23 protein-coding genes are annotated in these 23,099 nt (G+C 52.3%); 16 read left to right on the forward strand and 7 right to left on the reverse strand.

Annotated elements, in window-relative coordinates:
• The first annotated feature begins 7 nt into the window (after nucleotides 1–7).
• The 11 genes from rpe to ACJHWT_RS10045 all read left to right on the forward strand — a co-directional run bounded on the left by rpe (nucleotide 8) and on the right by ACJHWT_RS10045 (nucleotide 10,133).
• Nucleotides 8–685 (forward strand): ribulose-phosphate 3-epimerase, encoded by a 678-nt coding sequence (gene rpe / locus ACJHWT_RS09995; protein ID WP_000816280.1) that lies wholly within the window; start codon nucleotides 8–10, stop codon nucleotides 683–685.
• Complete coding sequence (gph, locus tag ACJHWT_RS10000; protein WP_001031735.1) at nucleotides 678–1,436, forward strand: phosphoglycolate phosphatase; 759 nt, start codon at nucleotides 678–680, stop codon at nucleotides 1,434–1,436. Before rpe ends, gph begins: the two co-directional genes overlap by 8 nt.
• The gene (gene trpS / locus ACJHWT_RS10005; protein ID WP_000165552.1) at nucleotides 1,429–2,433 is read left to right on the forward strand and encodes a tryptophan--tRNA ligase; all 1,005 of its coding nucleotides are present in this window, start codon (nucleotides 1,429–1,431) and stop codon (nucleotides 2,431–2,433) included. The genes gph and trpS overlap by 8 nt, the downstream gene beginning before the upstream one ends.
• A gap of 290 nt (nucleotides 2,434–2,723) precedes the next feature.
• The gene (gene yhfZ / locus ACJHWT_RS10010) at nucleotides 2,724–3,629 is read left to right on the forward strand and encodes a GntR family transcriptional regulator YhfZ (RefSeq protein ID WP_001254822.1); all 906 of its coding nucleotides are present in this window, start codon (nucleotides 2,724–2,726) and stop codon (nucleotides 3,627–3,629) included.
• Between the two features lie 16 nt (nucleotides 3,630–3,645).
• Entirely contained in the window at nucleotides 3,646–4,008 is a 363-nt protein-coding gene (locus ACJHWT_RS10015; protein WP_001318074.1) for a hypothetical protein, read from the forward strand.
• Between the two features lie 83 nt (nucleotides 4,009–4,091).
• Nucleotides 4,092–5,255, forward strand: coding sequence for a YhfX family PLP-dependent enzyme (locus ACJHWT_RS10020; protein ID WP_000497330.1), 1,164 nt, complete (start codon nucleotides 4,092–4,094; stop codon nucleotides 5,253–5,255).
• On the forward strand, nucleotides 5,255–6,481 hold the full coding sequence (locus ACJHWT_RS10025; protein ID WP_000090583.1) for a phosphopentomutase: 1,227 nt from the start codon (nucleotides 5,255–5,257) through the stop codon (nucleotides 6,479–6,481). Before ACJHWT_RS10020 ends, ACJHWT_RS10025 begins: the two co-directional genes overlap by 1 nt.
• A complete protein-coding gene (locus tag ACJHWT_RS10030) occupies nucleotides 6,478–7,356 on the forward strand; it encodes a phosphotriesterase-related protein (RefSeq protein ID WP_000006990.1) in 879 nt (292 codons plus the stop codon). The genes ACJHWT_RS10025 and ACJHWT_RS10030 overlap by 4 nt, the downstream gene beginning before the upstream one ends.
• A gap of 10 nt (nucleotides 7,357–7,366) precedes the next feature.
• A complete protein-coding gene (locus tag ACJHWT_RS10035; RefSeq protein ID WP_000719728.1) occupies nucleotides 7,367–7,720 on the forward strand; it encodes a DUF2620 domain-containing protein in 354 nt (117 codons plus the stop codon).
• Between the two features lie 11 nt (nucleotides 7,721–7,731).
• The gene (locus ACJHWT_RS10040; RefSeq protein ID WP_000366828.1) at nucleotides 7,732–9,036 is read left to right on the forward strand and encodes a YhfT family protein; all 1,305 of its coding nucleotides are present in this window, start codon (nucleotides 7,732–7,734) and stop codon (nucleotides 9,034–9,036) included.
• An 11-nt stretch (nucleotides 9,037–9,047) separates the two neighbouring features.
• Nucleotides 9,048–10,133 carry an aminotransferase class I/II-fold pyridoxal phosphate-dependent enzyme gene (locus ACJHWT_RS10045; protein ID WP_410232328.1) on the forward strand — a complete coding sequence of 362 codons (1,086 nt, stop codon included), beginning with the start codon at nucleotides 9,048–9,050 and terminating at the stop codon, nucleotides 10,131–10,133.
• Between the two features lie 107 nt (nucleotides 10,134–10,240).
• On the opposite strand, the gene ACJHWT_RS10050 is transcribed toward ACJHWT_RS10045, so the two are convergent.
• The 6 genes from ACJHWT_RS10050 to tsgA form a co-directional block, all read right to left on the reverse strand.
• The gene (locus tag ACJHWT_RS10050; RefSeq protein WP_001031834.1) at nucleotides 10,241–10,408 is read right to left on the reverse strand and encodes a YhfL family protein; all 168 of its coding nucleotides are present in this window, start codon (nucleotides 10,406–10,408) and stop codon (nucleotides 10,241–10,243) included.
• A 251-nt stretch (nucleotides 10,409–10,659) separates the two neighbouring features.
• Nucleotides 10,660–12,033 (reverse strand): siroheme synthase CysG, encoded by a 1,374-nt coding sequence (gene cysG, locus ACJHWT_RS10055; RefSeq protein WP_000349860.1) that lies wholly within the window; start codon nucleotides 12,031–12,033, stop codon nucleotides 10,660–10,662.
• Between the two features lie 18 nt (nucleotides 12,034–12,051).
• Nucleotides 12,052–12,858, reverse strand: coding sequence for a nitrite transporter NirC (gene nirC, locus ACJHWT_RS10060; RefSeq protein WP_000493588.1), 807 nt, complete (start codon nucleotides 12,856–12,858; stop codon nucleotides 12,052–12,054).
• A 125-nt stretch (nucleotides 12,859–12,983) separates the two neighbouring features.
• Entirely contained in the window at nucleotides 12,984–13,310 is a 327-nt protein-coding gene (gene nirD, locus ACJHWT_RS10065; protein ID WP_000084762.1) for a nitrite reductase small subunit NirD, read from the reverse strand.
• Nucleotides 13,307–15,850, reverse strand: coding sequence for an NADPH-nitrite reductase large subunit (nirB, locus tag ACJHWT_RS10070; RefSeq protein ID WP_000049223.1), 2,544 nt, complete (start codon nucleotides 15,848–15,850; stop codon nucleotides 13,307–13,309). Before nirB ends, nirD begins: the two co-directional genes overlap by 4 nt.
• A 261-nt stretch (nucleotides 15,851–16,111) precedes the next feature.
• Nucleotides 16,112–17,293 carry an MFS transporter TsgA gene (gene tsgA, locus ACJHWT_RS10075; RefSeq protein WP_000185232.1) on the reverse strand — a complete coding sequence of 394 codons (1,182 nt, stop codon included), beginning with the start codon at nucleotides 17,291–17,293 and terminating at the stop codon, nucleotides 16,112–16,114.
• Between the two features lie 270 nt (nucleotides 17,294–17,563).
• Here tsgA and ppiA point away from each other — a divergent pair, with 270 nt between their 5' ends.
• The 5 genes from ppiA to argD all read left to right on the forward strand — a co-directional run bounded on the left by ppiA (nucleotide 17,564) and on the right by argD (nucleotide 20,901).
• Nucleotides 17,564–18,136, forward strand: coding sequence for a peptidylprolyl isomerase A (gene ppiA / locus ACJHWT_RS10080; RefSeq protein ID WP_000477225.1), 573 nt, complete (start codon nucleotides 17,564–17,566; stop codon nucleotides 18,134–18,136).
• A 104-nt stretch (nucleotides 18,137–18,240) separates the two neighbouring features.
• Complete coding sequence (locus ACJHWT_RS10085; RefSeq protein WP_000736860.1) at nucleotides 18,241–18,408, forward strand: YhfG family protein; 168 nt, start codon at nucleotides 18,241–18,243, stop codon at nucleotides 18,406–18,408.
• The gene (locus ACJHWT_RS10090; protein ID WP_001280638.1) at nucleotides 18,398–19,000 is read left to right on the forward strand and encodes a putative adenosine monophosphate-protein transferase Fic; all 603 of its coding nucleotides are present in this window, start codon (nucleotides 18,398–18,400) and stop codon (nucleotides 18,998–19,000) included. Before ACJHWT_RS10085 ends, ACJHWT_RS10090 begins: the two co-directional genes overlap by 11 nt.
• Before the next feature lie 31 nt (nucleotides 19,001–19,031).
• Entirely contained in the window at nucleotides 19,032–19,595 is a 564-nt protein-coding gene (gene pabA / locus ACJHWT_RS10095) for an aminodeoxychorismate synthase component 2 (protein WP_000601853.1), read from the forward strand.
• A gap of 85 nt (nucleotides 19,596–19,680) precedes the next feature.
• Entirely contained in the window at nucleotides 19,681–20,901 is a 1,221-nt protein-coding gene (gene argD / locus ACJHWT_RS10100; RefSeq protein WP_410232329.1) for a bifunctional acetylornithine/succinyldiaminopimelate transaminase, read from the forward strand.
• Between the two features lie 66 nt (nucleotides 20,902–20,967).
• Here the strand turns inward: argD and ACJHWT_RS10105 are convergent, their stop codons facing one another.
• Entirely contained in the window at nucleotides 20,968–23,058 is a 2,091-nt protein-coding gene (locus ACJHWT_RS10105) for a YccS/YhfK family putative transporter (RefSeq protein WP_001318073.1), read from the reverse strand.
• Nucleotides 23,059–23,099 lie beyond the last annotated feature (41 nt).

Here is a 23,099-nt window from a genome sequence, read left to right on the forward strand (position 1 = left end):
GAAGCGGATGAAACAGTATTTGATTGCCCCCTCAATTCTGTCGGCTGATTTTGCCCGCCTGGGTGAAGATACCGCAAAAGCCCTGGCAGCTGGCGCTGATGTCGTGCATTTTGACGTCATGGATAACCACTATGTTCCCAATCTGACGATTGGGCCAATGGTGCTGAAATCCTTGCGTAACTACGGCATTACCGCCCCTATCGACGTACACCTGATGGTGAAACCCGTCGATCGCATTGTGCCTGATTTCGCTGCCGCTGGTGCCAGCATCATTACCTTTCATCCAGAAGCCTCCGAGCATGTTGACCGCACGTTGCAACTGATTAAAGAAAATGGCTGTAAAGCGGGTCTGGTATTTAACCCGGCGACACCGCTGAGCTATCTGGATTACGTGATGGATAAGCTGGATGTGATCCTGCTGATGTCCGTCAATCCTGGTTTCGGCGGTCAGTCTTTCATTCCTCAAACACTGGATAAACTGCGCGAAGTACGTCGTCGTATCGACGAGTCTGGCTTTGACATTCGTCTGGAAGTGGACGGTGGCGTGAAGGTGAACAACATTGGCGAAATCGCTGCGGCGGGCGCGGATATGTTCGTCGCCGGTTCGGCAATCTTCGACCAGCCAGACTACAAAAAAGTCATTGATGAAATGCGCAGTGAACTGGCAAAGGTAAGTCATGAATAAGTTTGAAGATATTCGCGGCGTCGCTTTTGATCTCGATGGTACGCTGGTGGACAGTGCTCCTGGCTTGGCTACCGCAGTAGATATGGCGCTTTATGCGCTGGAGTTGCCCGTCGCAGGTGAAGAACGCGTTATAACCTGGATTGGTAACGGCGCAGATGTTCTGATGGAGCGCGCATTGACCTGGGCGCGTCAGGAACGTGCGACTCTGCGTAAAACGATGGGTAAACCGCCCGTTGATGACGACATTCCGGCAGAAGAACAAGTACGTATTCTGCGTAAACTGTTCGATCGCTACTATGGCGAGGTTGCCGAAGAGGGGACGTTTTTGTTCCCGCATGTTGCCGATACGTTGGGTGCGTTGCAGGCTAAAGGCCTGCCGTTGGGCCTGGTCACCAACAAACCGACGCCGTTCGTCGCGCCGCTGCTGGAAGCCTTAGATATCGCTAAATACTTCAGCGTGGTGATTGGTGGTGATGATGTGCAAAACAAAAAACCGCATCCGGACCCGCTGTTACTGGTGGCTGAGCGGATGGGAATTGCCCCACAACAGATGCTGTTTGTTGGCGACTCACGCAATGATATTCAGGCAGCAAAAGCGGCAGGTTGCCCATCAGTTGGCTTAACCTACGGATATAACTACGGCGAGGCTATCGATCTCAGCCAGCCTGATGTAATTTATCAGTCTATAAATGACCTTCTGCCCGCATTAGGGCTTCCGCATAGCGAAAATCAGGAATCGAAAAATGACTAAGCCCATCGTTTTTAGTGGCGCACAGCCCTCAGGTGAATTGACCATTGGTAACTACATGGGTGCGCTGCGTCAGTGGGTAAACATGCAGGATGACTACCATTGCATTTACTGTATCGTTGACCAACACGCGATCACCGTGCGCCAGGATGCACAGAAGCTGCGTAAAGCGACGCTGGATACGCTGGCCTTGTATCTGGCTTGTGGTATCGATCCTGAGAAAAGCACCATTTTTGTTCAGTCCCACGTGCCGGAACATGCGCAGTTAGGCTGGGCACTGAACTGCTATACCTACTTCGGCGAACTGAGCCGCATGACGCAGTTTAAAGATAAATCTGCGCGTTATGCCGAGAACATCAATGCTGGTCTGTTTGACTATCCAGTGCTGATGGCTGCGGACATCCTGCTGTATCAAACTAATCTGGTACCGGTGGGTGAAGACCAGAAACAGCACCTGGAACTGAGCCGCGATATCGCCCAGCGTTTCAACGCGCTGTATGGCGAGATCTTTAAAGTGCCGGAGCCGTTTATTCCGAAATCTGGCGCGCGCGTAATGTCGCTGCTGGAGCCGACCAAAAAGATGTCCAAGTCTGACGATAACCGCAATAACGTTATCGGCCTGCTGGAAGATCCGAAATCGGTGGTGAAGAAAATCAAACGCGCGGTCACCGACTCCGACGAGCCGCCGGTAGTTCGCTACGATGTGCAGAACAAAGCGGGCGTTTCCAACCTGCTAGATATCCTTTCTGCGGTAACGGGCCAGAGCATCCCAGAACTGGAAAAACAGTTCGAAGGCAAGATGTATGGTCATCTGAAAGGTGAAGTGGCTGATGCCGTTTCCGGTATGCTGACTGAATTGCAGGAACGCTATCACCGTTTCCGCAACGATGAAGCCTTCCTGCAACAGGTGATGAAAGATGGCGCGGAAAAAGCCAGTGCACACGCTTCTCGTACGCTGAAAGCGGTGTACGAAGCGATTGGTTTTGTGGCGAAGCCGTAATTCACTATTGCTGGCAAATTGCGCTTTGTTCATGCCGGATGCGGCGTGAACGCCTTATCCGGCCTACAAAGTAATGCACATATTGCAAGGAAATGTAGGCCTGATAAGCGTAGCGCATCAGGCAATTTTGCTTTTATCATCACTCTGAAACCGGGGAAACCCGGTTTTTTTATCCTCTTTTTGCAATAATCCGAAAAAATGTGAAGCGCCTCGCCGTTTCCACATCTCGCAGTTGCCACTTATCTTCATTTTTATGAAGATATAAATATTCACTTTATTGAAAATTTACTATGCGTCGAACGTTTATCAAAAAAGAAGGCGTCGTCATCACGACACTGGCCCGTTATTTGTTGGGTGAAAAGTGCGGTAATCGACTGAAAACCATAGATGAACTGGCAACTGAATGCCGTTCATCCGTTGGCCTGACGCAGGCCGCGTTGAAAACGCTGGAATCAAGCGGAGCGATACGGATAGAACGCCGTGGGCGTAATGGCAGTTATCTGGTGGAAATGGATAACAAAGCATTGCTGAGTCATGTGGATATCAACAATGTGGTGTGCGCGATGCCCTTGCCCTATACCCGTTTGTACGAAGGCCTGGCGAGCGGATTGAAAGCTCAGTTTGATGGTATTCCTTTTTACTATGCGCACATGCGCGGCGCGGATATTCGCGTGGAGTGTTTACTTAACGGCGTGTATGACATGGCGGTTGTTTCCCGACTGGCGGCGGAAAGTTATCTCACGCAAAAAGGGTTATGCCTCGCGCTGGAGTTGGGGCCGCACACCTACGTTGGCGAGCACCAGTTGATTTGCCGTAAAGGCGAGTCCGCAAACGTGAATCGCGTGGGGCTGGATAACCGTTCGGCGGATCAGAAAATCATGACCGATGTCTTTTTTGGCGATAGTGATGTGGAACGAGTCGATCTCTCTTATCACGAGAGTTTACAACGCATTGTTAAAGGCGATGTTGATGCGGTGATCTGGAACGTGGTGGCGGAAAACGAACTGACCATGCTGGGATTAGAAGCGACGCCGCTCACAGACGATCCGCGATTTTTACAGGCCACCGAAGCCGTAGTTTTGACGCGAGTCGATGATTACCCAATGCAACAATTGCTGCGTGCAGTTGTTGATAAACAGGCCCTGCTTGCCCATCAACAACGAGTGGTCAGTGGGGAACAGGAACCGAGTTATTAAACGAAAGGCATCTGAAATGGAAACCAGACTCAACCTGCTTTGTGAGGCAGGCGTTATTGATAAGGACATCTGCAAAGGCATGATGCAGGTCGTCAACGTACTGGAAACAGAGTGTCATCTACCGGTGCGCAGCGAGCAAGGAATGATGGCGATGACACATATGGCGAGCGCACTGATGCGCAGTCGCCGTGGTGAAGAAATAGAGCCGCTGGACGCCGAATTGCTGGCAGAACTGGCGCAATCCAGCCACTGGCAAGCCGTTGTGCAATTGCATCAGGTGTTGTTGAAGGAATTCGCACTGGAAGTTAAGCCGTGTGAAGAAGGCTATTTGCTGGCTAATCTTTATGGATTATGGATGGCTGCTAACGAAGAGGTTTGAAGCTCCCGACAAATCCACGTCGCATAATCTAAATATTCAGAAAAATGAATATTTAATTCAAGGAACAGAAACGAGGCAACAAGATGTTTGTAGAAGCATTGAAACGCCAGAACCCGGCGCTGATTTCCGCCGCACTAAGTTTGTGGCAGCAGGGCAAGATCGCCCCGGACAGCTGGGTGATCGATGTGGATCAGATACTGGAAAACGGTAAGCGGCTGATTGAGACGGCGCGACTTTACGGCATTGAACTGTATCTGATGACCAAGCAGTTTGGCCGTAATCCGTGGCTGGCGGAAAAACTTCTGGCACTGGGCTACAGCGGCATTGTGGCGGTGGATTACAAAGAGGCGCGGGTCATGCGCCGCGCCGGTCTGCCGTTGGCGCATCAGGGGCATCTGGTGCAAATCCCTTGTCACCAGGTTTCTGACGCCGTTGCACAGGGAACTGACGTCATCACCGTGTTTACTCTCGATAAAGCGCGGGAAGTTTCTGCAGCAGCGGTGAAGGCCGGACGTGTGCAGTCTGTGCTGCTCAAAGTTTATAGCGACGATGATTTTCTTTATCCGGGGCAGGAGAGCGGTTTTGTACAGCATTCGCTGCACGAGGTGGTTGCTGATATTAAGAAACTGCCGGGGCTGCATTTAGCCGGACTAACCCATTTCCCTTGCCTGCTTTGGGATGAGGCTGCCGGGAAAGTTTTGCCGACACCGAATCTTCACACGCTGATACAGGCACGGGATCAACTGGCGAAATCTGGTATTGCGATTGAGCAACTGAACGCACCTTCTGCGACCAGCTGCACTTCGCTGCCATTGCTGGCGGAATACGGTGTGACTCATGCCGAACCCGGTCATGCGCTGACGGGGACGATTCCGGCAAACCAGCAGGGCGATCAGCCTGAACGTATCGCGATGCTCTGGTTAAGTGAAATCTCCCATCATTTTCGTGGCGACAGCTACTGCTACGGCGGCGGTTACTACCGTCGTGGTCACGCGCAACATGCGCTGGTGTTTACGCCAGAAAATCAAAAGATTACTGAAACCAATCTCAAAACTGTGGATGACAGCAGTATCGACTACACCCTGCCGCTGGCAGGCGAGTTTCCGGTAAGCAGTGCAGTAGTGCTCTGTTTTCGCACGCAGATTTTTGTCACCCGTAGCGATGTGGTGTTGCTGTCCGGTATTCACCGTGGCGAACCAGAAATCGTCGGTCGTTATGACAGTCTTGGAAACTCTCTGGGGGCGTAATGGCGCGATTTGTGGTGTTAGTGATTGATAGCTTTGGCGTAGGGGCAATGAAAGATGTCACGTTGGTGCGTCCGCAGGATGCCGGGGCAAATACCTGTGGTCACATCCTGAGCCAGTTGCCGCATTTGCAGCTACCAATGCTGGAGAAAATGGGGCTAATCAATGCATTAGGTTATGCGCCTGGAGATATGCAGCCGTCAGACTCCGCAACCTGGGGCGTGGCAGAGCTGCAACATGAAGGTGGCGATACCTTTATGGGGCATCAGGAAATTTTAGGCACGCGCCCGTTACCGCCGCTACGGATGCCCTTTCGCGATGTGATTGACCGTGTTGAGCAAGCATTACTTAACGCTGACTGGCAGGTGGAGCGCCGTGGCGATGATCTGCAATTTCTGTGGGTCAATCAGGCGGTTGCGATTGGCGATAATCTCGAGGCGGATTTAGGTCAGGTCTATAACATCACCGCCAATCTCTCTGTGATCTCTTTTGACGACGCAATCAAAATTGGTCGTATCGTGCGTGAGCAGGTACAGGTCGGTCGGGTCATTACATTTGGTGGCCTGTTAACCGACAGCCAGCGCATCCTCGATGCCGCAGAAAGCAAAGAAGGGCGCTTTATTGGCATCAATGCGCCGCGTTCTGGCGCTTATGACAACGGCTTCCAGGTCGTGCATATGGGCTACGGCGTCGATGAAAAAGTGCAGGTGCCACAAAAACTGTATGAAGTGGGCGTACCAACCGTGCTGGTGGGGAAAGTGGCGGATATTGCCAGTAATCCTTATGGCGTGAGCTGGCAAAACCTGGTGGATAGCCAGCGGATTATGGATATCACCTTCAACGAATTTAACACCCATCCGACGGCGTTTATTTGTACCAATATCCAGGAAACCGACCTCGCTGGTCATGCAGAAGACGTCGCACGTTATGCGGAACGTTTGCAGGTCGTTGACCGTAACCTTGCCCGGCTTATTGAGGCGATGCAGCCAGATGATTGCCTGGTCGTGATGGCGGATCACGGTAACGATCCGACCATTGGTCACAGCCACCATACCCGCGAAGTGGTGCCAGTGCTGGTTTATCAGCAAGGGATGGTCGCTACGCAGCTTGGTGTGCTCACCACGCTTTCTGATGTGGGGGCTACCGTATGTGAATTTTTCCGCGCGCCACCGCCACAAAATGGTCGCTCTTTTCTTTCCTCCCTCCGGTTTGCAGGAGACACCCTATGAGTTTTGATCCGACGGGTTACACCCTCGCCCATGAGCATCTGCATATTGATCTCTCCGGCTTTAAAAACAACGTGGACTGCCGCCTTGATCAGTATGCGTTCATTTGCCAGGAGATGAACGACCTGATGGCCCGGGGCGTGCGTAATGTGATTGAGATGACTAACCGTTACATGGGGCGCAATGCGCAATTTATGCTCGATGTAATGCGCGAAACCGGCATCAACGTGGTGGCCTGTACCGGTTATTACCAGGACGCGTTTTTCCCGCAACATGTGGCGACCCGCAGCGTGCAGGAACTGGCGCAGGAGATGGTCGATGAAATTGAACAGGGTATCGATTGCACCGACCTGAAAGCCGGGATCATCGCGGAGATCGGCTCCAGCGAAGGGAAGATTACGCCGCTGGAAGAGAAGGTGTTTATTGCCGCCGCGCTGGCACATAACCAGACCGGACGCCCGATCTCCACGCATACCTCTTTTAGCACCATGGGGCTGGAACAACTGGCGCTACTGCAAGCCCACGGAGTTGATCTTTCGCGCGTCACCGTTGGTCACTGCGATCTGAAAGACAACCTCGACAACATTTTGAAGATGATCGATCTCGGCGCGTATGTGCAGTTCGACACCATCGGCAAGAACAGTTACTACCCGGACGAAAAGCGCATTGCGATGCTCCACGCGCTACGTGACCGAGGTTTGCTGAACCGCGTCATGCTGTCGATGGATATTACGCGCCGCTCCCATTTAAAAGCCAATGGTGGTTATGGCTATGACTATTTATTGACCACCTTTATTCCGCAATTGCGCCAGTCAGGATTCAGTCAGGCCGATGTGGATGTGATGTTACGTGAAACTCCCTCTCAATTTTTCCAATAAGGACAGACTCATGAAAAAGATTGGTGTTGCAGGCTTACAGCGTGAGCAGATTAAAAAAACCATTGAAGCGACGGCTCCTGGCTGTTTTGAAGTTTTCATTCACAACGACATGGAAGCGGCAATGAAAGTGAAATCCGGGCAACTGGATTACTACATCGGCGCGTGTAATACCGGTGCGGGCGCGGCATTGTCGATTGCCATCGCGGTGATTGGCTATAACAAAAGTTGCACCATTGCCAAACCAGGCATTAAAGCGAAAGACGAACATATCGCCAAAATGATCGCCGAAGGGAAAGTGGCGTTTGGCCTTTCCGTTGAGCACGTCGAACACGCGATTCCGATGCTGATTAACCATCTGAAATAAAAGGCACGACTATGGATCTGTATATTCAGATTATCCTGGTGGCGTGCCTGACGGGTATGACATCGCTTCTGGCGCATCGCTCGGCAGCCGTTTTTCATGACGGTATCCGCCCGATCCTGCCACAACTGATTGAAGGCTATATGAACCGTCGCGAGGCGGGGAGTATCGCTTTTGGTCTGAGCATTGGTTTTGTGGCCTCGGTGGGGATCTCGTTTACCCTGAAAACCGGGCTGCTCAACGCATGGTTACTCTTTCTTCCTACCGATATCCTCGGCGTACTGGCGATAAACAGCCTGATGGCGTTTGGTCTTGGCGCTATCTGGGGCGTGTTGATCCTCACCTGTCTGTTGCCAGTAAACCAGCTGCTGACCGCGCTACCGGTGGATGTATTAGGTAGTCTGGGGGAATTAAGCTCGCCGGTGGTTTCAGCTTTTGCACTGTTCCCTCTGGTGGCGATTTTCTACCAGTTTGGCTGGAAGCAAAGTCTGATCGCCGCCGTGGTGGTACTGATGACCCGTGTGGTCGTCGTGCGCTATTTCCCACATCTTAACCCTGAATCCATCGAAATCTTTATTGGCATGGTGATGCTGCTGGGGATCGCAATAACTCATGACCTGCGCCATCGTGATGAAAATGATATCGATGCCAGCGGTATGTCGGTGTTTGAAGAGCGTACATCACGGATTATCAAAAACTTACCGTATATCGCCATCGTGGGTGCATTGATTGCTGCCGTTGCCAGCATGAAGATTTTCGCCGGTAGTGAAGTGTCGATCTTCACACTGGAGAAAGCGTACTCCGCAGGCGTAACGCCGGAACAATCGCAAACACTAATCAACCAGGCGGCACTGGCAGAATTTATGCGCGGGCTGGGTTTTGTGCCGTTGATTGCCACCACCGCGTTAGCCACCGGTGTGTATGCAGTTGCGGGCTTTACCTTTGTTTATGCGGTGGGCTATCTCTCGCCGAATCCGATGGTTGCAGCGGTATTAGGCGCAGTGGTTATTTCGGCGGAAGTCTTGCTGCTTCGTTCGATCGGCAAATGGTTGGGGCGCTACCCGTCGGTACGTAATGCGTCGGATAACATCCGTAACGCCATGAATATGCTGATGGAAGTGGCGTTGCTGGTCGGTTCGATCTTTGCAGCAATCAAAATGGCGGGCTATACCGGATTCTCTATCGCGGTTGCCATTTACTTCCTCAACGAATCCCTGGGCCGTCCGGTACAGAAAATGGCGGCACCGGTCGTAGCAGTAATGATCACCGGCATCCTGCTGAATATTCTTTACTGGCTTGGCCTGTTCGTTCCGGCTTAAGGAAGGCACCTATGAAGACGTTTCCTCTGCAAAGCCTGACGCTTATTGAGGCGCAGCAAAAGCAGTTTGCGCTGGTGGACACGATTTGCCGTCATTTTCCTGGCAGCGAGTTTCTTACCTGCGGTGATTTGGGCTTAACGCCGGGGCTAAATCAGCCCCGCATTACCCAGCGTGTGGAACAGGTGCTGGCTGACGCGTTTCACGCACAGGCCGCGGCGCTGGTACAGGGCGCGGGTACTGGCGCGATCCGTGCGGCACTGGCGGCTTTGCTCAAATCGGGGCAGCGTCTTCTGGTGCATGACGCGCCTGTTTACCCGACGACACGGGTTATTATTGAGCAGATGGGGCTAACGCTCATTACGGCTGATTTCAATGATCTGTCGGCACTGAAGCAGGTTGTTGACGAGCAACAACCTGATGCCGCGCTGGTGCAGCATACGCGCCAGCAGCCGCAGGACCGCTATGTGCTGGCAGACGTGCTGGCAACGTTGCGCGCGGCAGGTGTTCCAGCGTTAACCGATGACAACTATGCGGTGATGAAGGTAGCGCGAATCGGCTGCGAATGCGGGGCGAATGTGTCGACATTTTCCTGCTTCAAGCTGTTTGGGCCAGAGGGCGTTGGTGCGGTGGTAGGCGATGCCGATGTTATTAGCCGGATTCGCGCCACGCTCTATTCCGGCGGCAGTCAGATTCAGGGGGCGCAGGCATTAGAGGTGTTGCGTGGTCTGCTGCTCGCGCCAGTGATGCACGCGGTGCAGGCGGGGGTATCTGAACGGTTGCTGGCTTTGCTTAACGGCGGCGCGGTGGCGGAAGTGAAAAGCGCCGTCATTGCCAATGCACAGTCGAAGGTATTGATTGTAGAGTTTCATCAGCCGATTGCCGCCAGAGTGCTGGAAGAGGCGCAGAAACTCGGTGCCTTGCCTTACCCGGTTGGTGCAGAGTCGAAATATGAAATCCCGCCGCTCTTTTATCGACTTTCCGGAACGTTTCGCCAGGCGAATCCGCAGTTAGAACATTGCGCGATTCGCATTAACCCAAATCGCAGCGGTGAAGAGACGATATTGCGGATCTTGCGTGAAAGTATTGCCAGCATTTAATCGTTGTAAACGATATTTTTGAAAAGAATGCAGAAACAAATACGCCCTCGGGTAATCTCGAGGGCGTCAGGCAATTAAACCGGCGTTAGCCGATTTCTGTCAATGGCTTACTGTGCAGTCGGACCGCAACCGCCAATGATTTTAGAAATAGAAATTGCCGGGTGCAGCAGGTAGTCGTAAGAGCAGTTCTTATCACGGTTTTCAATATGACCAGTACATGCAGTTAACGTAGCCAGTACTGCGCCTACCAGTGCAACTTTAATAAATTTGTTCATTTACATTCCCTATGTATTATATATTAATTAATATTCATTGATTATATGAATATAAGCAGACTGCTCATTAAGAACGATACAGGAATATTCAATTAGCGTCAGTGAGCGATTGATTTAATTTTGTCAGTCGCTGTAACGGTGAATATAACCCATTAGCAGACAATATTTATTAAGGGGGTATGTTTTTATCTGCTGAATATATAAAGAGAGTTGTAAACGAAAAAGGCCAGACTTCTCTGGCCCTGGTTAAATTAATGGTTAGAGAACCAGTTCAATTTATCGCGCAGGCCAACAACCCGACCAATAATAATTAGCGATGGACTGTTCATTTGCTGCGCCAGTTCGCCCAGCTGCGTGAGCGTACCGTCAATCACGCGCTGCGTGACTGCCGTTCCGTTTTCGACAATTGCCACCGGCATTTCACCAGGCATACCGTATTCAATCAGCTTTTGCTGAATAGTTGCAGCCTGATTCAGCCCCATATAAAACACCAGCGTCTGTTTTTCTGCCGCCAGGTTTTCCCAGTCCAGCTCGCCCCCGGTTTTTAAGTGTCCAGTAATTAAGCGTACGCTCTGGGCATAATCGCGATGCGTGAGCGGAATACCCGAATAGGCAGAGCAACCAGAAGCTGCGGTAATACCCGGAACCACCGAGAATGGAATACCCGCGTTGCACAGTGTTTCCAGCTCTTCTCCGCCACGCCCGAAAATAAACGGATCGCCGCCTTTCAGACGCACCACGCGTTTACCTTTTTGCGCTTCCCGCAGCAGGATCTGGTTAATCTCTTCCTGCGGTACGCAGTGGTATCCCGCGCGTTTGCCGACGAAAACGCGATCAGCATCGCGGCGTACCAGATTCATAATATCGTCAGAAACCAGACGGTCGTAGACCACCACATCTGCCTGCTGAATTTGTTGCAGACCTTTCAGTGTCAGCAGCCCGGCATCGCCCGGACCTGCACCAACCAGCACCACTTCACCGCGATGGTCGAGCGGTTCATTGATTAACTGTTCGGTGGTTTCAGTAATGGCTTTCTGATCGTTGTTGGCCAGCGACTGCGCCAGGCGGTCGTTAACGAACAGTTTTTCCCAGAAACGGCGACGCTCACCCATCGTGGCGAACTGCTGTTTTACTCGCCCGCGTAATTGCCCGGCGTATTTCGCTACCTGGCCCAGATGTAACGGCAGCAGTGATTCGAGTTTTTCGCGCAACAGGCGCGCCAGAACCGGAGAGGTGCCGCCAGAGGATACCGCTACCATGAGCGGTGAGCGGTCAATAATCGACGGCATAATAAAGCTGGCGGCTTTCGGCGCATCGACCACGTTACAGAAGATGCGACGAGCTTCAGCGGCTTCGCTGACGCGCTGGTTAAGCGCGTCATCATCCGTCGCTGCAATCGCCAGCCAGCAGGTGTCGAGAAGGCTTTCATCAAATGGCCCTTCGACGAGGGTTAACATGCCTGCATCTGCCCATGCGGTGAACTGTGGAATAAACGCTAATGCATTCACCGTTAAGCGAGCGCCTGCGTCTAACAGCAACCTTGCTTTGCGTTCCGCGACATCACCACCGCCGACAATCAGACAGTCGCGATCGCGTAATTGGCAAAATATAGGCAAATGATCCACGTAAAAACCCCTTAGTAATTAACCGGCAGCCGTTTCAGTTTGATTAAATTTGTCCGCAACCGGACGATTCGCTTTCGGCGTAGCATACCAATAACCCAATCCCATGAATACGGCACCCGATAAAGTATTACCCAGCGTCACCCACAGCAGGTTATGACCAATGCCCGCCAGCGTGTAGGCTTCGCTGTGGTTGCCGAACCAGGAGAGTGCGAACAGCGTCATGTTAGCGATGGAGTGCTCGTAGCCGGACGCGATAAATGCCAGCAAACACCACCAGATAGCGATAAATTTCGCCGCCCCTTCAGTGCGCAGCGCCATCCAGATAGCCAGACAAACCAGCCAGTTACACAATGCACCTTTGAAGAACAGTACCATTGCCGGTGCAGTGGTTTTAGCCAGCGCGACGGAGTGAACGATGCTGGTATCGACCGGCAGCAGGCTACCGCCGCCCCAGCTATAAAGCATGGCAACGAAGACGGAACCGACCAGGTTACCCAGCCAGGTTTGCGGCAGGATTGCCCACATTTGCCCGTGGCTGATGGTGCCCGCTTTCACCCCAAAGGTGAGGAACATGGTGTGTCCGGTGAACAGTTCAGAACCAGCAATAATGACCAGCGTTAAGGCGATACCAAAGGTCGCGCCCATCACCAGAGGACGTACGGACGGGTCGAGCAAATTACCGAGCGTGAAAATCAGGATGATCCCAAGACCCACATACGCCCCCGCCATGGCGGAGCTGACCCAAAAGCCGAGCGGGTTATTTGCCGACAGGCGTGCAATGCGCGCAGCGTTAGCCGCACACTTAGTAATAGTGTCTGTAAACATTTGATTATCCTTTAAAAAATAAAAACAAAAAATAGAACAAAAAGTTTAAAAAATGTCCTGCAATATACCGAAGGTTATTACAGGACCATGCAAAAAGGGGAGGCATTGCGCCTCCCGTTAAAATATTAACCGCGCAGCTGTACCACGCCGTCTTTCACTCGCGCGTCGTAATGCTTGACGGAAAACTGTTCGTCTTCCATGCACAAGCCGTCGCTTAAGCGAAAACGCTGTTTTTTCAGCGGGCTGGCGACCCACAGCTCGCCCTGGTGTTCCGCAATCAACCCGCGTGACAGCACGCTGGACTCGAAGAACGGGTCGATGTTGCTGATCGCAAACACCTGATCGCTGTGATACGGGCGGAAAATTGCTACTTGTTCGTCACCTAACAGCGCGCAGACGCCGGTTTCAGGCAGGATGTCATCGATTTTGCAGATGTCTTTCCACTGGCTCATGCGTTGTCCTCCACCAGAGTTACCGGGATACGTTCATACGGCGTTGCCGGACGGTGCTGTTCGCGCTCTGGCACCATCTGTACGTTCGGGTCACGCTTGTCGCTGTTGATGAAGTGTTTGAAGCGAGTCTGCGCAGACGGCGTATTGACCGTTTCAGTCCACTCACACACTACCGCTTCACGCAGGCGCGCCATCTCTTCTTCCAGATGTGCGTTCAGCCCCAGTTTGTCGTCAATGATCACCGCTTTCAGGTAATCGATGCCGCCTTCAAGGTTTTCTAACCACGGTGCGGTACGCGTCAGTTTGTCGGCAGTACGGATGTAGAACATCATGAAGCGGTCGAGATATTTGATCAGCGTTTCGCGATCGATATCCGCCGCCAGCAGATCCGCATGACGCGGTTTCATGCCGCCGTTACCGCAAACATACAGGTTCCAGCCTTTTTCGGTGGCGATAATACCCACGTCTTTACCCTGGGCTTCTGAACATTCACGGGTACAGCCGGAGACACCGAACTTCATTTTGTGCGGCGTACGGATGCCTTTGTAGCGGTTTTCCAGTTCCACGCCGAGGCCGACGCTGTCGCCAACGCCGTAGCGGCACCAGGTGCTACCCACGCAGGTTTTCGCCATACGCAGTGCTTTCGCATAGGCATGACCGGTTTCGAAGCCGGCTTCAATCAGCTGACGCCAGATCTCCGGCAGATCGTCTTTCTGTGCGCCAAACATCGCCAGGCGCTGGGAGCCGGTGATTTTGGTGTAGAGATTAAATTCACGCGCGATACGACCCACTGCCATCAGCCCTTCCGGGGTGATTTCACCGCCCGGAGAACGCGGGATCACCGAGTAGGTGCCGTCTTTCTGGATGTTCGCGAGGAAGTTGTCGTTAGAATCCTGCAGCGGAGTATGTTCCGGCTTCAGAATGTATTCGTTCCAGCAGGAGGCCAGCAGCGAACCGACGGTCGGTTTACAAACTTCACAACCGTAACCTTTGCCGTGTTTCGCCAGCAGTTCTTCGAAGGTTTTAATGCCTTCAACGCGGATCAAATGGAACAGTTCCTGACGCGAATAAGCAAAGTGTTCACACAGGTTGTTGTTAACTTCGATACCCTGTTTCGCCAGTTCCGCGTTCAGTACCTGAGTGACCAGCGGAATACAACCGCCGCAGCCCGTACCGGCTTTGGTTTCGGCTTTCAGCGCCGCAACGGTGTGGCAGCCTTTGTTGATAGCAGCAATCAGGTCGCCTTTGGTGACGTCGAAGCAGGAGCAGATTTGCGCGCTGTCCGGCAGTTTATCAACACCGATAGACGGCTTACTGCTACCCGAGTGCGCTGGCAGGATCAGGGAATCCGGGTTTTCCGGCAGCTCGATAGCGTTCAGCACCAGTTGCAGCAGGTTGCCGTAGTCGCTGGTATCGCCCACCAGTACCGCACCGAGCAGGGTTTTGTTGTCTTCGCTGACAATCAGGCGTTTGTAGATCTCTTTGCTTTCGTCGAGGTAAACGTAGCTACGTGCGCCAGGCGTGCGACCGTGCGCATCACCAATACCGCCTACGTCTACGCCCAGCAGTTTCAGCTTGGCGCTAAGGTCTGCACCTTCAAAGGCGTTTTCGCTACCAAGAATATGGTCAACGGCGACCTGCGCCATTTTGTAGCCTGGTGCTACCAGACCAAATACACGGTTGTTCCAGCTTGCGCATTCACCGATGGCGTAGATATCCGGATCGGAAGTCTGGCAGGAATCATTTATGACGATACCCCCACGCGGAGCAACGTCCAGACCACACTGGGTTGCCAGCTTATCGCGCGGACGGATACCGGTAGAGAAGACGATAAAGTCGACTTCCAGTTCGCTGCCGTCGGCAAAACGCATGGTTTTACGCGCTTCGACACCTTCCTGCACAATCTCAAGAGTGTTTTTGCTGGTGTGAACGCGCACGCCCATACTTTCGATTTTGCGACGCAGCTGCTCGCCGCCCATCTGATCAAGCTGTTCCGCCATCAGCATAGGGGCAAATTCGATAACGTGGGTTTCAATGCCTAAGTTTTTCAGCGCGCCAGCAGCTTCCAGACCTAACAGGCCGCCACCAACAACGGCACCGCGCTTGCTGCGACGAGCGCAGGATTCAATGGCGTTGAGGTCTTCAATGGTGCGATAGACAAAGCAGTCCTGAGTATCAGAACCTTTAATTGGCGGGATCCACGGGTAGGAACCGGTCGCCATGATCAGCTTGTCATAAAAAACGGTACGTCCGGCGCTGGAGTGAATCACCTTCTCCTGACGGTTGATGGTGATAGCGCGTTCGCCGACCAGAACTTTGATGCCGTGTTTCTCGTAGAAGCCTTCGCGCACCAGCGACAGCTCTTCGGCGGTGTGGTGAGAGAAGTAAGACGAGAGGTGTACGCGGTCATAAGCGATGCGCGGTTCTTCACAGAAAACGGTAATATCAAAGTTGGCCGCATCAGATTTATCAAGAAGATCTTCGATAAAGCGATGGCCGACCATACCGTTACCGATAATTGCGAGTCTGACTTTGCTCATTTTTGCCTCGATTTCTTTTCTATTACCGCCTACCTTAACGATTCAGCAACCCCGCTTATTGATGTAAATCAAATTCACCTTTATATACCCCTTAAGGGGTATATTGCTGATTTGTATAAATTTTCTTAAGTCACGGAATTGTCTGACATTTCATGTTTGTGCAAAAAACAGACAAATTGAACGGATTTATAGAAATAGATGTACGTAGCAGAGTAAGAGAGGAAAAGGCCGGACGACGATAGTGCCGCCCGGCATGAACAATTAATGAGAGGTCAGGGTGTTATGCTGACGGTGACGGCTGACGAAACCTAACAGGAAGCACATCACAAAGACGACAGCGTACAGACCGTTTGCCGTCAGCAGCGCCGCCTGCGGACCACTATGTTCAACAATCGGGCCGGTAACCACAAAGGTCAACATAGTACCGATGGTCCCGCAGGTCAGGACAAAGTTAACCAGTTTTGGCGACGGTACTTTGGTTTGCTGTGAACCCAGGGTGATGATGGTGGTATAGATCGCGCTGGAGAAGAAGCCCAGAGCGAGAATTGACCACGCCATATGTGCTGGTGTTCCGGTGTTAAAGACGTACATCAGAATCGCAGCCAGACCAGCCAGTACGGTCAGAATACGTTGCAAATCAAAGAAGCGAAGAATAAAGCTGAACGCCCACATGCCGACCATATATGACATCCAGAAGTTACTCACCAGCGTGCCCGCGTCGTTCAGGCTCATGCCCAGGCCTTTGGCATACTCCGGCACCCAGGAGATAAAACCTAACTGACCGAGGATGTAGCACAGTGCCGCAATGGAGAGAAACAGCACGCCGATCCCCCACTTTTCTTTCTCTACCGGAGCATCCGTTTTTGGCGCATGTTTGCCCAGCGCCGGGAACTCACAGCCGAAGGTCAGAATAAAAATAGCGACATACACCAACCCGATGCAGGCATAAACCCAGTACCACTCAATGCTGCGCGCCAGTAGAAACGCGGCGATCATTGGGAAAATCATCCCGGCCATACTGAAGAAGGAGTCGGTAAATAACAGGCGGGAACCGCGCTGACGCCCTTCATACATTTGTGTTATCAGGAATGTACCAATCGACATGGTGATGCCGCTGACCACTCCGAGAATGAACATCGCCGCCGAGAACAGCGCCAGGCTGTGGCTGAACATCAAACCGGCAACCGCCAGCACCATCAGGAGAAAGCCAAAACGTAACTGCGTTTTCAACGGGACGATTTCCATCAGCCAGGCGTTGAGGAAGATAGAGATTAAAATGCCGGCGTTGAGGAAGGTGAAGGTGTTACTCATACTGGAAACAGGCAGATTGAAATAATCGGCGATATTTCCCATCACCATCCCGGTGACAATAACCAACGCACCAGTCAGTGCGTAGGAGAGAAAGCTAATCCATGTGAGCTTGATGCGATTGCTGTTAGTCATGATTGGCCTGCGTTCAAAAATAAAATGGCATAGCGGGCTATGCCGCGAGCGGGCGATTTTAGGTGATTTTGTGATCTGATTAAATGTTTTATTGCAATCGGTTGCTAAATTGCATTTTAAGAGGTGATTTTGATCACAGAATAAAAAGTGATCGTCAGGTTACATATATTTCAGATACGTAAAATTAGGTAAAGGGATGGCCTTGTTCTTGAAGGCTATTTAGAATCTCTTCACTTGCTTTTTTTCTGCTCTGTTTGTTAAGGAAATCTCATGTTCAAATCGACCCTGGCGGCGATGGCTGCTGTTTTCGCTCTTTCTGCTCTTTCTCCCGCAGCAATGGCAGCGAAAGGGGACCCGCACGTATTGTTGACAACCTCAGCTGGTAATATCGAACTGGAGCTGGATAAACAAAAAGCGCCAGTGTCTGTGCAAAACTTTGTCGATTATGTGAACAGCGGTTTTTATAACAACACTACCTTTCACCGCGTCATTCCTGGCTTTATGATTCAGGGCGGCGGTTTCACCGAGCAGATGCAGCAGAAAAAACCAAACCCGCCAATCAAAAATGAAGCCGATAACGGCCTGCGCAACACGCGTGGCACCATCGCGATGGCGCGTACCGCTGACAAAGACAGCGCCACCAGCCAGTTCTTTATCAACGTTGCCGATAACGCCTTCCTTGACCATGGTCAGCGTGATTTCGGTTACGCGGTATTTGGTAAAGTGGTGAAAGGCATGGACGTTGCCGATAAGATTTCCCAGGTGCCGACTCATGACGTTGGTCCGTACCAGAATGTGCCGTCAAAACCGGTAGTTATCCTCTCCGCTAAAGTCCTGCCGTAATGATTTCTCGCGCGGGCAATCTTGCCCGCGCTTCTGCTCTCCCGGCGTAACCCGGATTTGCCGCTTATACTTGTGGCAAATGGACACGTTCAGGGAGGCATCAAGTGAAGAAACTCACCGATAAGCAAAAGTCCCGTCTCTGGGAGCTTCAGCGTAATCGTAATTTCCAGGCCAGTCGCCGTCTTGAAGGCGTCGAGATGCCTTTAGTCACTCTTACTGCCGCAGAGGCTTTAGCGCGCCTTGAAGAGCTGAGGAGGCACTATGAGCGATAAATTCGGCGAAGGGCGCGATCCGTATCTTTATCCTGGCCTTGATATCATGCGTAACCGGCTGAACATCCGCCAGCAACAGCGGCTGGAACAGGCCGCTTACGAAATGACGGCGCTACGTGCTGCGACCATTGAGCTTGGTCCGCTGGTGCGCGGTTTACCGCATTTGCGCACTATCCATCGCCAGCTGTATCAGGATATTTTCGACTGGGCGGGGCAACTGCGTGAAGTTGATATTTATCAGGGTGATACGCCGTTCTGCCACTTTGCTTATATCGAAAAAGAGGGCAATGCCCTGATGCAGGATCTGGAGGAAGAAGGTTATCTGGTTGGCCTGGAGAAAGCGAAGTTCGTCGAGCGGCTGGCGCATTACTATTGTGAAATCAACGTGCTGCATCCCTTCCGGGTGGGAAGTGGTTTGGCACAGCGGATCTTCTTCGAGCAACTGGCGATTCATGCCGGATATCAACTGAGCTGGCAGGGTATTGAAAAAGAGGCCTGGAATCAGGCAAATCAGAATGGGGCAATGGGGGATCTCACCGCGCTGCAGATGATATTTAGCAAAGTGGTAAGCGAAGCCGGGGAATCTGAGTAAAATAGCGCGGTTCTTTCGTACCGGAGCCGCCATGATCCTGCTTATTGATAACTACGATTCTTTTACCTGGAACCTCTACCAGTACTTTTGTGAACTGGGGGCGGATGTGTTGGTTAAGCGCAACGATGCGTTGACGTTGGCGGATATCGACGCCCTTAAACCACAAAAAATTGTCATCTCACCCGGCCCCTGTACGCCAGATGAAGCCGGGATCTCCCTTGACGTTATTCGTCACTATGCCGGACGCTTGCCGATTCTTGGCGTCTGCCTCGGTCATCAGGCAATGGCGCAGGCATTTGGCGGCAAAGTTGTGCGCGCCGCAAAGGTCATGCACGGCAAAACCTCGCCGATTACACATAATGGTGTGGGCGTATTTAAGGGGCTGGCAAATCCACTCACCGTGACACGCTACCATTCGCTGGTGGTGGAACCTGACTCATTACCGGAGTGCTTTGAAGTGACGGCCTGGAGCGAAACCCGCGAGATTATGGGGATTCGCCATCGCCAGTGGGATCTGGAAGGTGTGCAATTCCATCCAGAAAGTATTCTCAGCGAACAAGGACATCAACTGCTGGCTAATTTTCTGCATCGCTGATTTCTGATTGCCATTCAGTGATTTTTTATGCATATTTTGTGATTATAATTTCATATTTATTTATGCGTAACAGGGTGATCATGAGATGGCAATTGAACAAACAGCAATTACACGCGCGACTTTCGATGAAGTGATTCTGCCGATTTATGCTCCGGCAGAGTTTATTCCGGTAAAAGGTCAGGGCAGCCGAATCTGGGATCAACAGGGCAAGGAGTATGTCGATTTCGCGGGTGGCATTGCAGTGACGGCGTTGGGCCATTGCCATCCTGCGCTGGTGAACGCGTTAAAAACCCAGGGCGAAACTCTGTGGCATATTAGTAACGTTTTCACCAATGAGCCGGCGCTGCGTCTTGGCCGTAAACTGATTGAGGCAACTTTTGCCGAACGCGTGGTGTTTATGAACTCCGGCACGGAAGCTAACGAAACCGCCTTTAAACTGGCACGCCATTACGCCTGTGTGCGTCATAGCCCGTTCAAAACCAAAATTATTGCCTTCCATAACGCTTTTCATGGTCGCTCGCTGTTTACCGTTTCGGTGGGTGGGCAGCCAAAATATTCCGACGGCTTTGGGCCAAAACCGGCAGACATCATCCACGTGCCTTTTAACGATCTCCACGCAGTGAAAGCGGTGATGGATGACCATACCTGTGCGGTGGTGGTTGAGCCGATCCAGGGCGAGGGCGGTGTGACGGCAGCGACGCCAGAGTTTTTGCAGGGCTTGCGCGAGCTGTGCGATCAACATCAGGCATTATTGGTGTTTGATGAAGTGCAGTGCGGGATGGGGCGGACTGGCGATTTGTTTGCTTACATGCACTACGGTGTGACGCCGGATATTCTGACCTCTGCGAAAGCGTTAGGCGGCGGCTTCCCGATTAGCGCCATGCTGACCACGGCGGAAATTGCTTCTGCATTTCATCCTGGTTCTCACGGTTCCACCTACGGCGGTAATCCTCTGGCCTGTGCAGTAGCGGGCGCGGCGTTTGATATCATCAATACCCCTGAAGTGCTGGAAGGCATTCAGGCGAAACGCCAGCGTTTTGTTGACCATTTGCAGAAGATCGATCAGCAGTACGATGTGTTTAGCGATATTCGCGGTATGGGGCTGTTAATTGGCGCGGAGCTGAAACCACAGTACAAAGGTCGGGCGCGTGATTTCCTGTATGCCGGTGCAGAGGAAGGCGTAATGGTGCTGAATGCCGGGCCTGATGTGATGCGTTTTGCGCCGTCGCTGGTGGTGGAAGATGCGGATATCGATAAAGGGATGCATCGTTTCGCCCACGCGGCGGCGAAGGTGATTGGGGCGTAAATACGACGCATCAGGCAAAAGATGTCGGATGCGGCGCGAACGCCTTATCCGATGGTTTAGCCTGTATTACGCCTTCGAATCCCGCAACTTGCGACTCAGCCAAATCCCGTGATGCGGTCGCTGCCGCCATGCCATCGACGAAATGGTGTGCATGGTGTTCAGATGACCAATAACCCGTTGTAAATGCTGCTCCAGCGTACCTGCCGCGCCTTCGTGCGGCTGCATCTCCGGCGCATCCATGATATTGGCATCGCCAGAACTACCCGGTTCGTCATACTCCAGTCGCTGCTGACAACGCTGAATGGCGATTTCACAAGACTGTAAATATTCTTGCGCCAGTTCAGTTGGCAATGCCCGGTGTTCCCGTGCCAGCGTGGTCATGGCATTAATATGCTCAACAATAAACTGGCTGTGCGTTACCCACAGTTTCATATCTGCCAGATAATGGCTGTTGAATGCCGGTTCCTGCATCGCCTGATTCAATGAGTTATACAGAGTGTTATGCGCCTGATTTACCCGCATTCGCTGCCAGGCCAGTGGCGTAGGTTGCGGGTCCTCGCTCAGAATCAAGCGAATCGCGTCCTGATAGGCTTCTAAAGCGTCATGGGCGTTCTTACGCAATAACCCGCTCTGCCACTGCGGCCACAGCCAGACAGTACCGCCGAAAGCAATTAAACAACCAATAATGGTATCGATAAGACGTGGAAGGATGTATTGCTCGCCGTTCAGCCACAACAGTTGCAGGGTATACACTGCGGTAATGGTAAAGCCGACCGTCGCCCAGCCGTAGTTTTTGCGCAATATCAGGTAGCTGGCGAGGGTGGTAATCAGCATCAAGGTCAGGGTGTAACCTTCGGGAATTTTAAAGTGCAGCGCCACGCCCGCAATGATTAACCCGACAACGGTTCCCACGGAGCGATTCACAATCCTAAGACGGGTTGCGCCATAGCCATTTTGCGTCACCAGCAATACCGTCATCAGGATCCAGTACGACTTCGGCAGATGTAGCGCGGTGCCCATCAGGCTGGCAACGCTTAACATCACACTGAGTCGTCCGGCATTGCGTAGCGCCGGAGACTTTAGTGACAGATAACTTTTCAGCGCCGGAAGTAATGGCATTCGCCGCTGTTTATCGGCCAGTAAGTCACGGGCATAGAGCGGTTTTTGGGTGCGCAGCACACGAGCAATGCGGCTGAAATGCCAGTAGCAGAATTGCCCAACCGGATTATCCGGGTGTTGGCGGGCGATTTTTTCCAGTGCGCCAATTTGCTTTTCCATCGTAAAACGCGTTGGCAGGCGATGGTAAAGAATGTCATCAGCCAGCACGCGCAGGCGAGCGGCGACGGTTTGCGCATTCCAGCGGATAACTTCTTCCGCATGGCTACGCTCGACCAGCTTTTGCACCTCTTCCGGCTGATGCAAACTGACCGAAATATGTTCCTGCAAATCCAGCGCCTCCTGGAAAATACGCAGCATCCGCTTGTAATCGGTATTATTTTGCGCGGAAAGCATATGCATTTGCTGATAGCACTGGGTAATTAAATCGACCGCTTTTTGCTGGCGCACCAGCAGCGGCGGCAGCGCTTTTTCAGGGTCGGTGTGCTGGGTAAGCAGGCTGTATTTGGCTTCACAGTAATCTGCCAGTTCACGGTACAGCAGACTTAGTGACTCGCGTAGCGGTTGTTCGCGCCAGATCCAGAACCAAAACCAGTTAAACAATCCGTACCAGAGAGTGCCCAACGCATAGATGAGCAACGGTTCCCAGACCGGCATGTATCCTGCCAGACTGAGGGTAAAAATGGCGGCGAGCAGCGATGCGGGAAGCAATTTTGCGTGCAATGGCCCCAGCTCAGCAGTGACGCCAAGTACCAGCGTTAATCCGGTCAGCAAAAAGGGCAGGGGAACATCTTTTGCCAGTAGCACCTGTGTCAGCAAGCTACAGGTGGCAAACAGCGACGCACCAATGATTAAGCGTTTGAAAAAACGTTTATGAGGCGTATCAAGGCCCGCAATATTGCAACAGGCAGGAACGAGGGAGAAGAGCAGGCCGAATCGTAATTCGCCAAGCATTAACCCAACGGCCACGGGCAAACATAGCACCAGCGTTTGTCGAAGTGCATAGTTGATATCGGGGTGATAAATCAGCCTGCGCCACATAGGGGGAAACAAAATGGCGCGCTACCAGGTAACGCGCCACT

This window comes from Escherichia sp. WS338 (genome assembly GCF_046486405.1).
Lineage (GTDB): Bacteria > Pseudomonadota > Gammaproteobacteria > Enterobacterales > Enterobacteriaceae > Escherichia > Escherichia coli.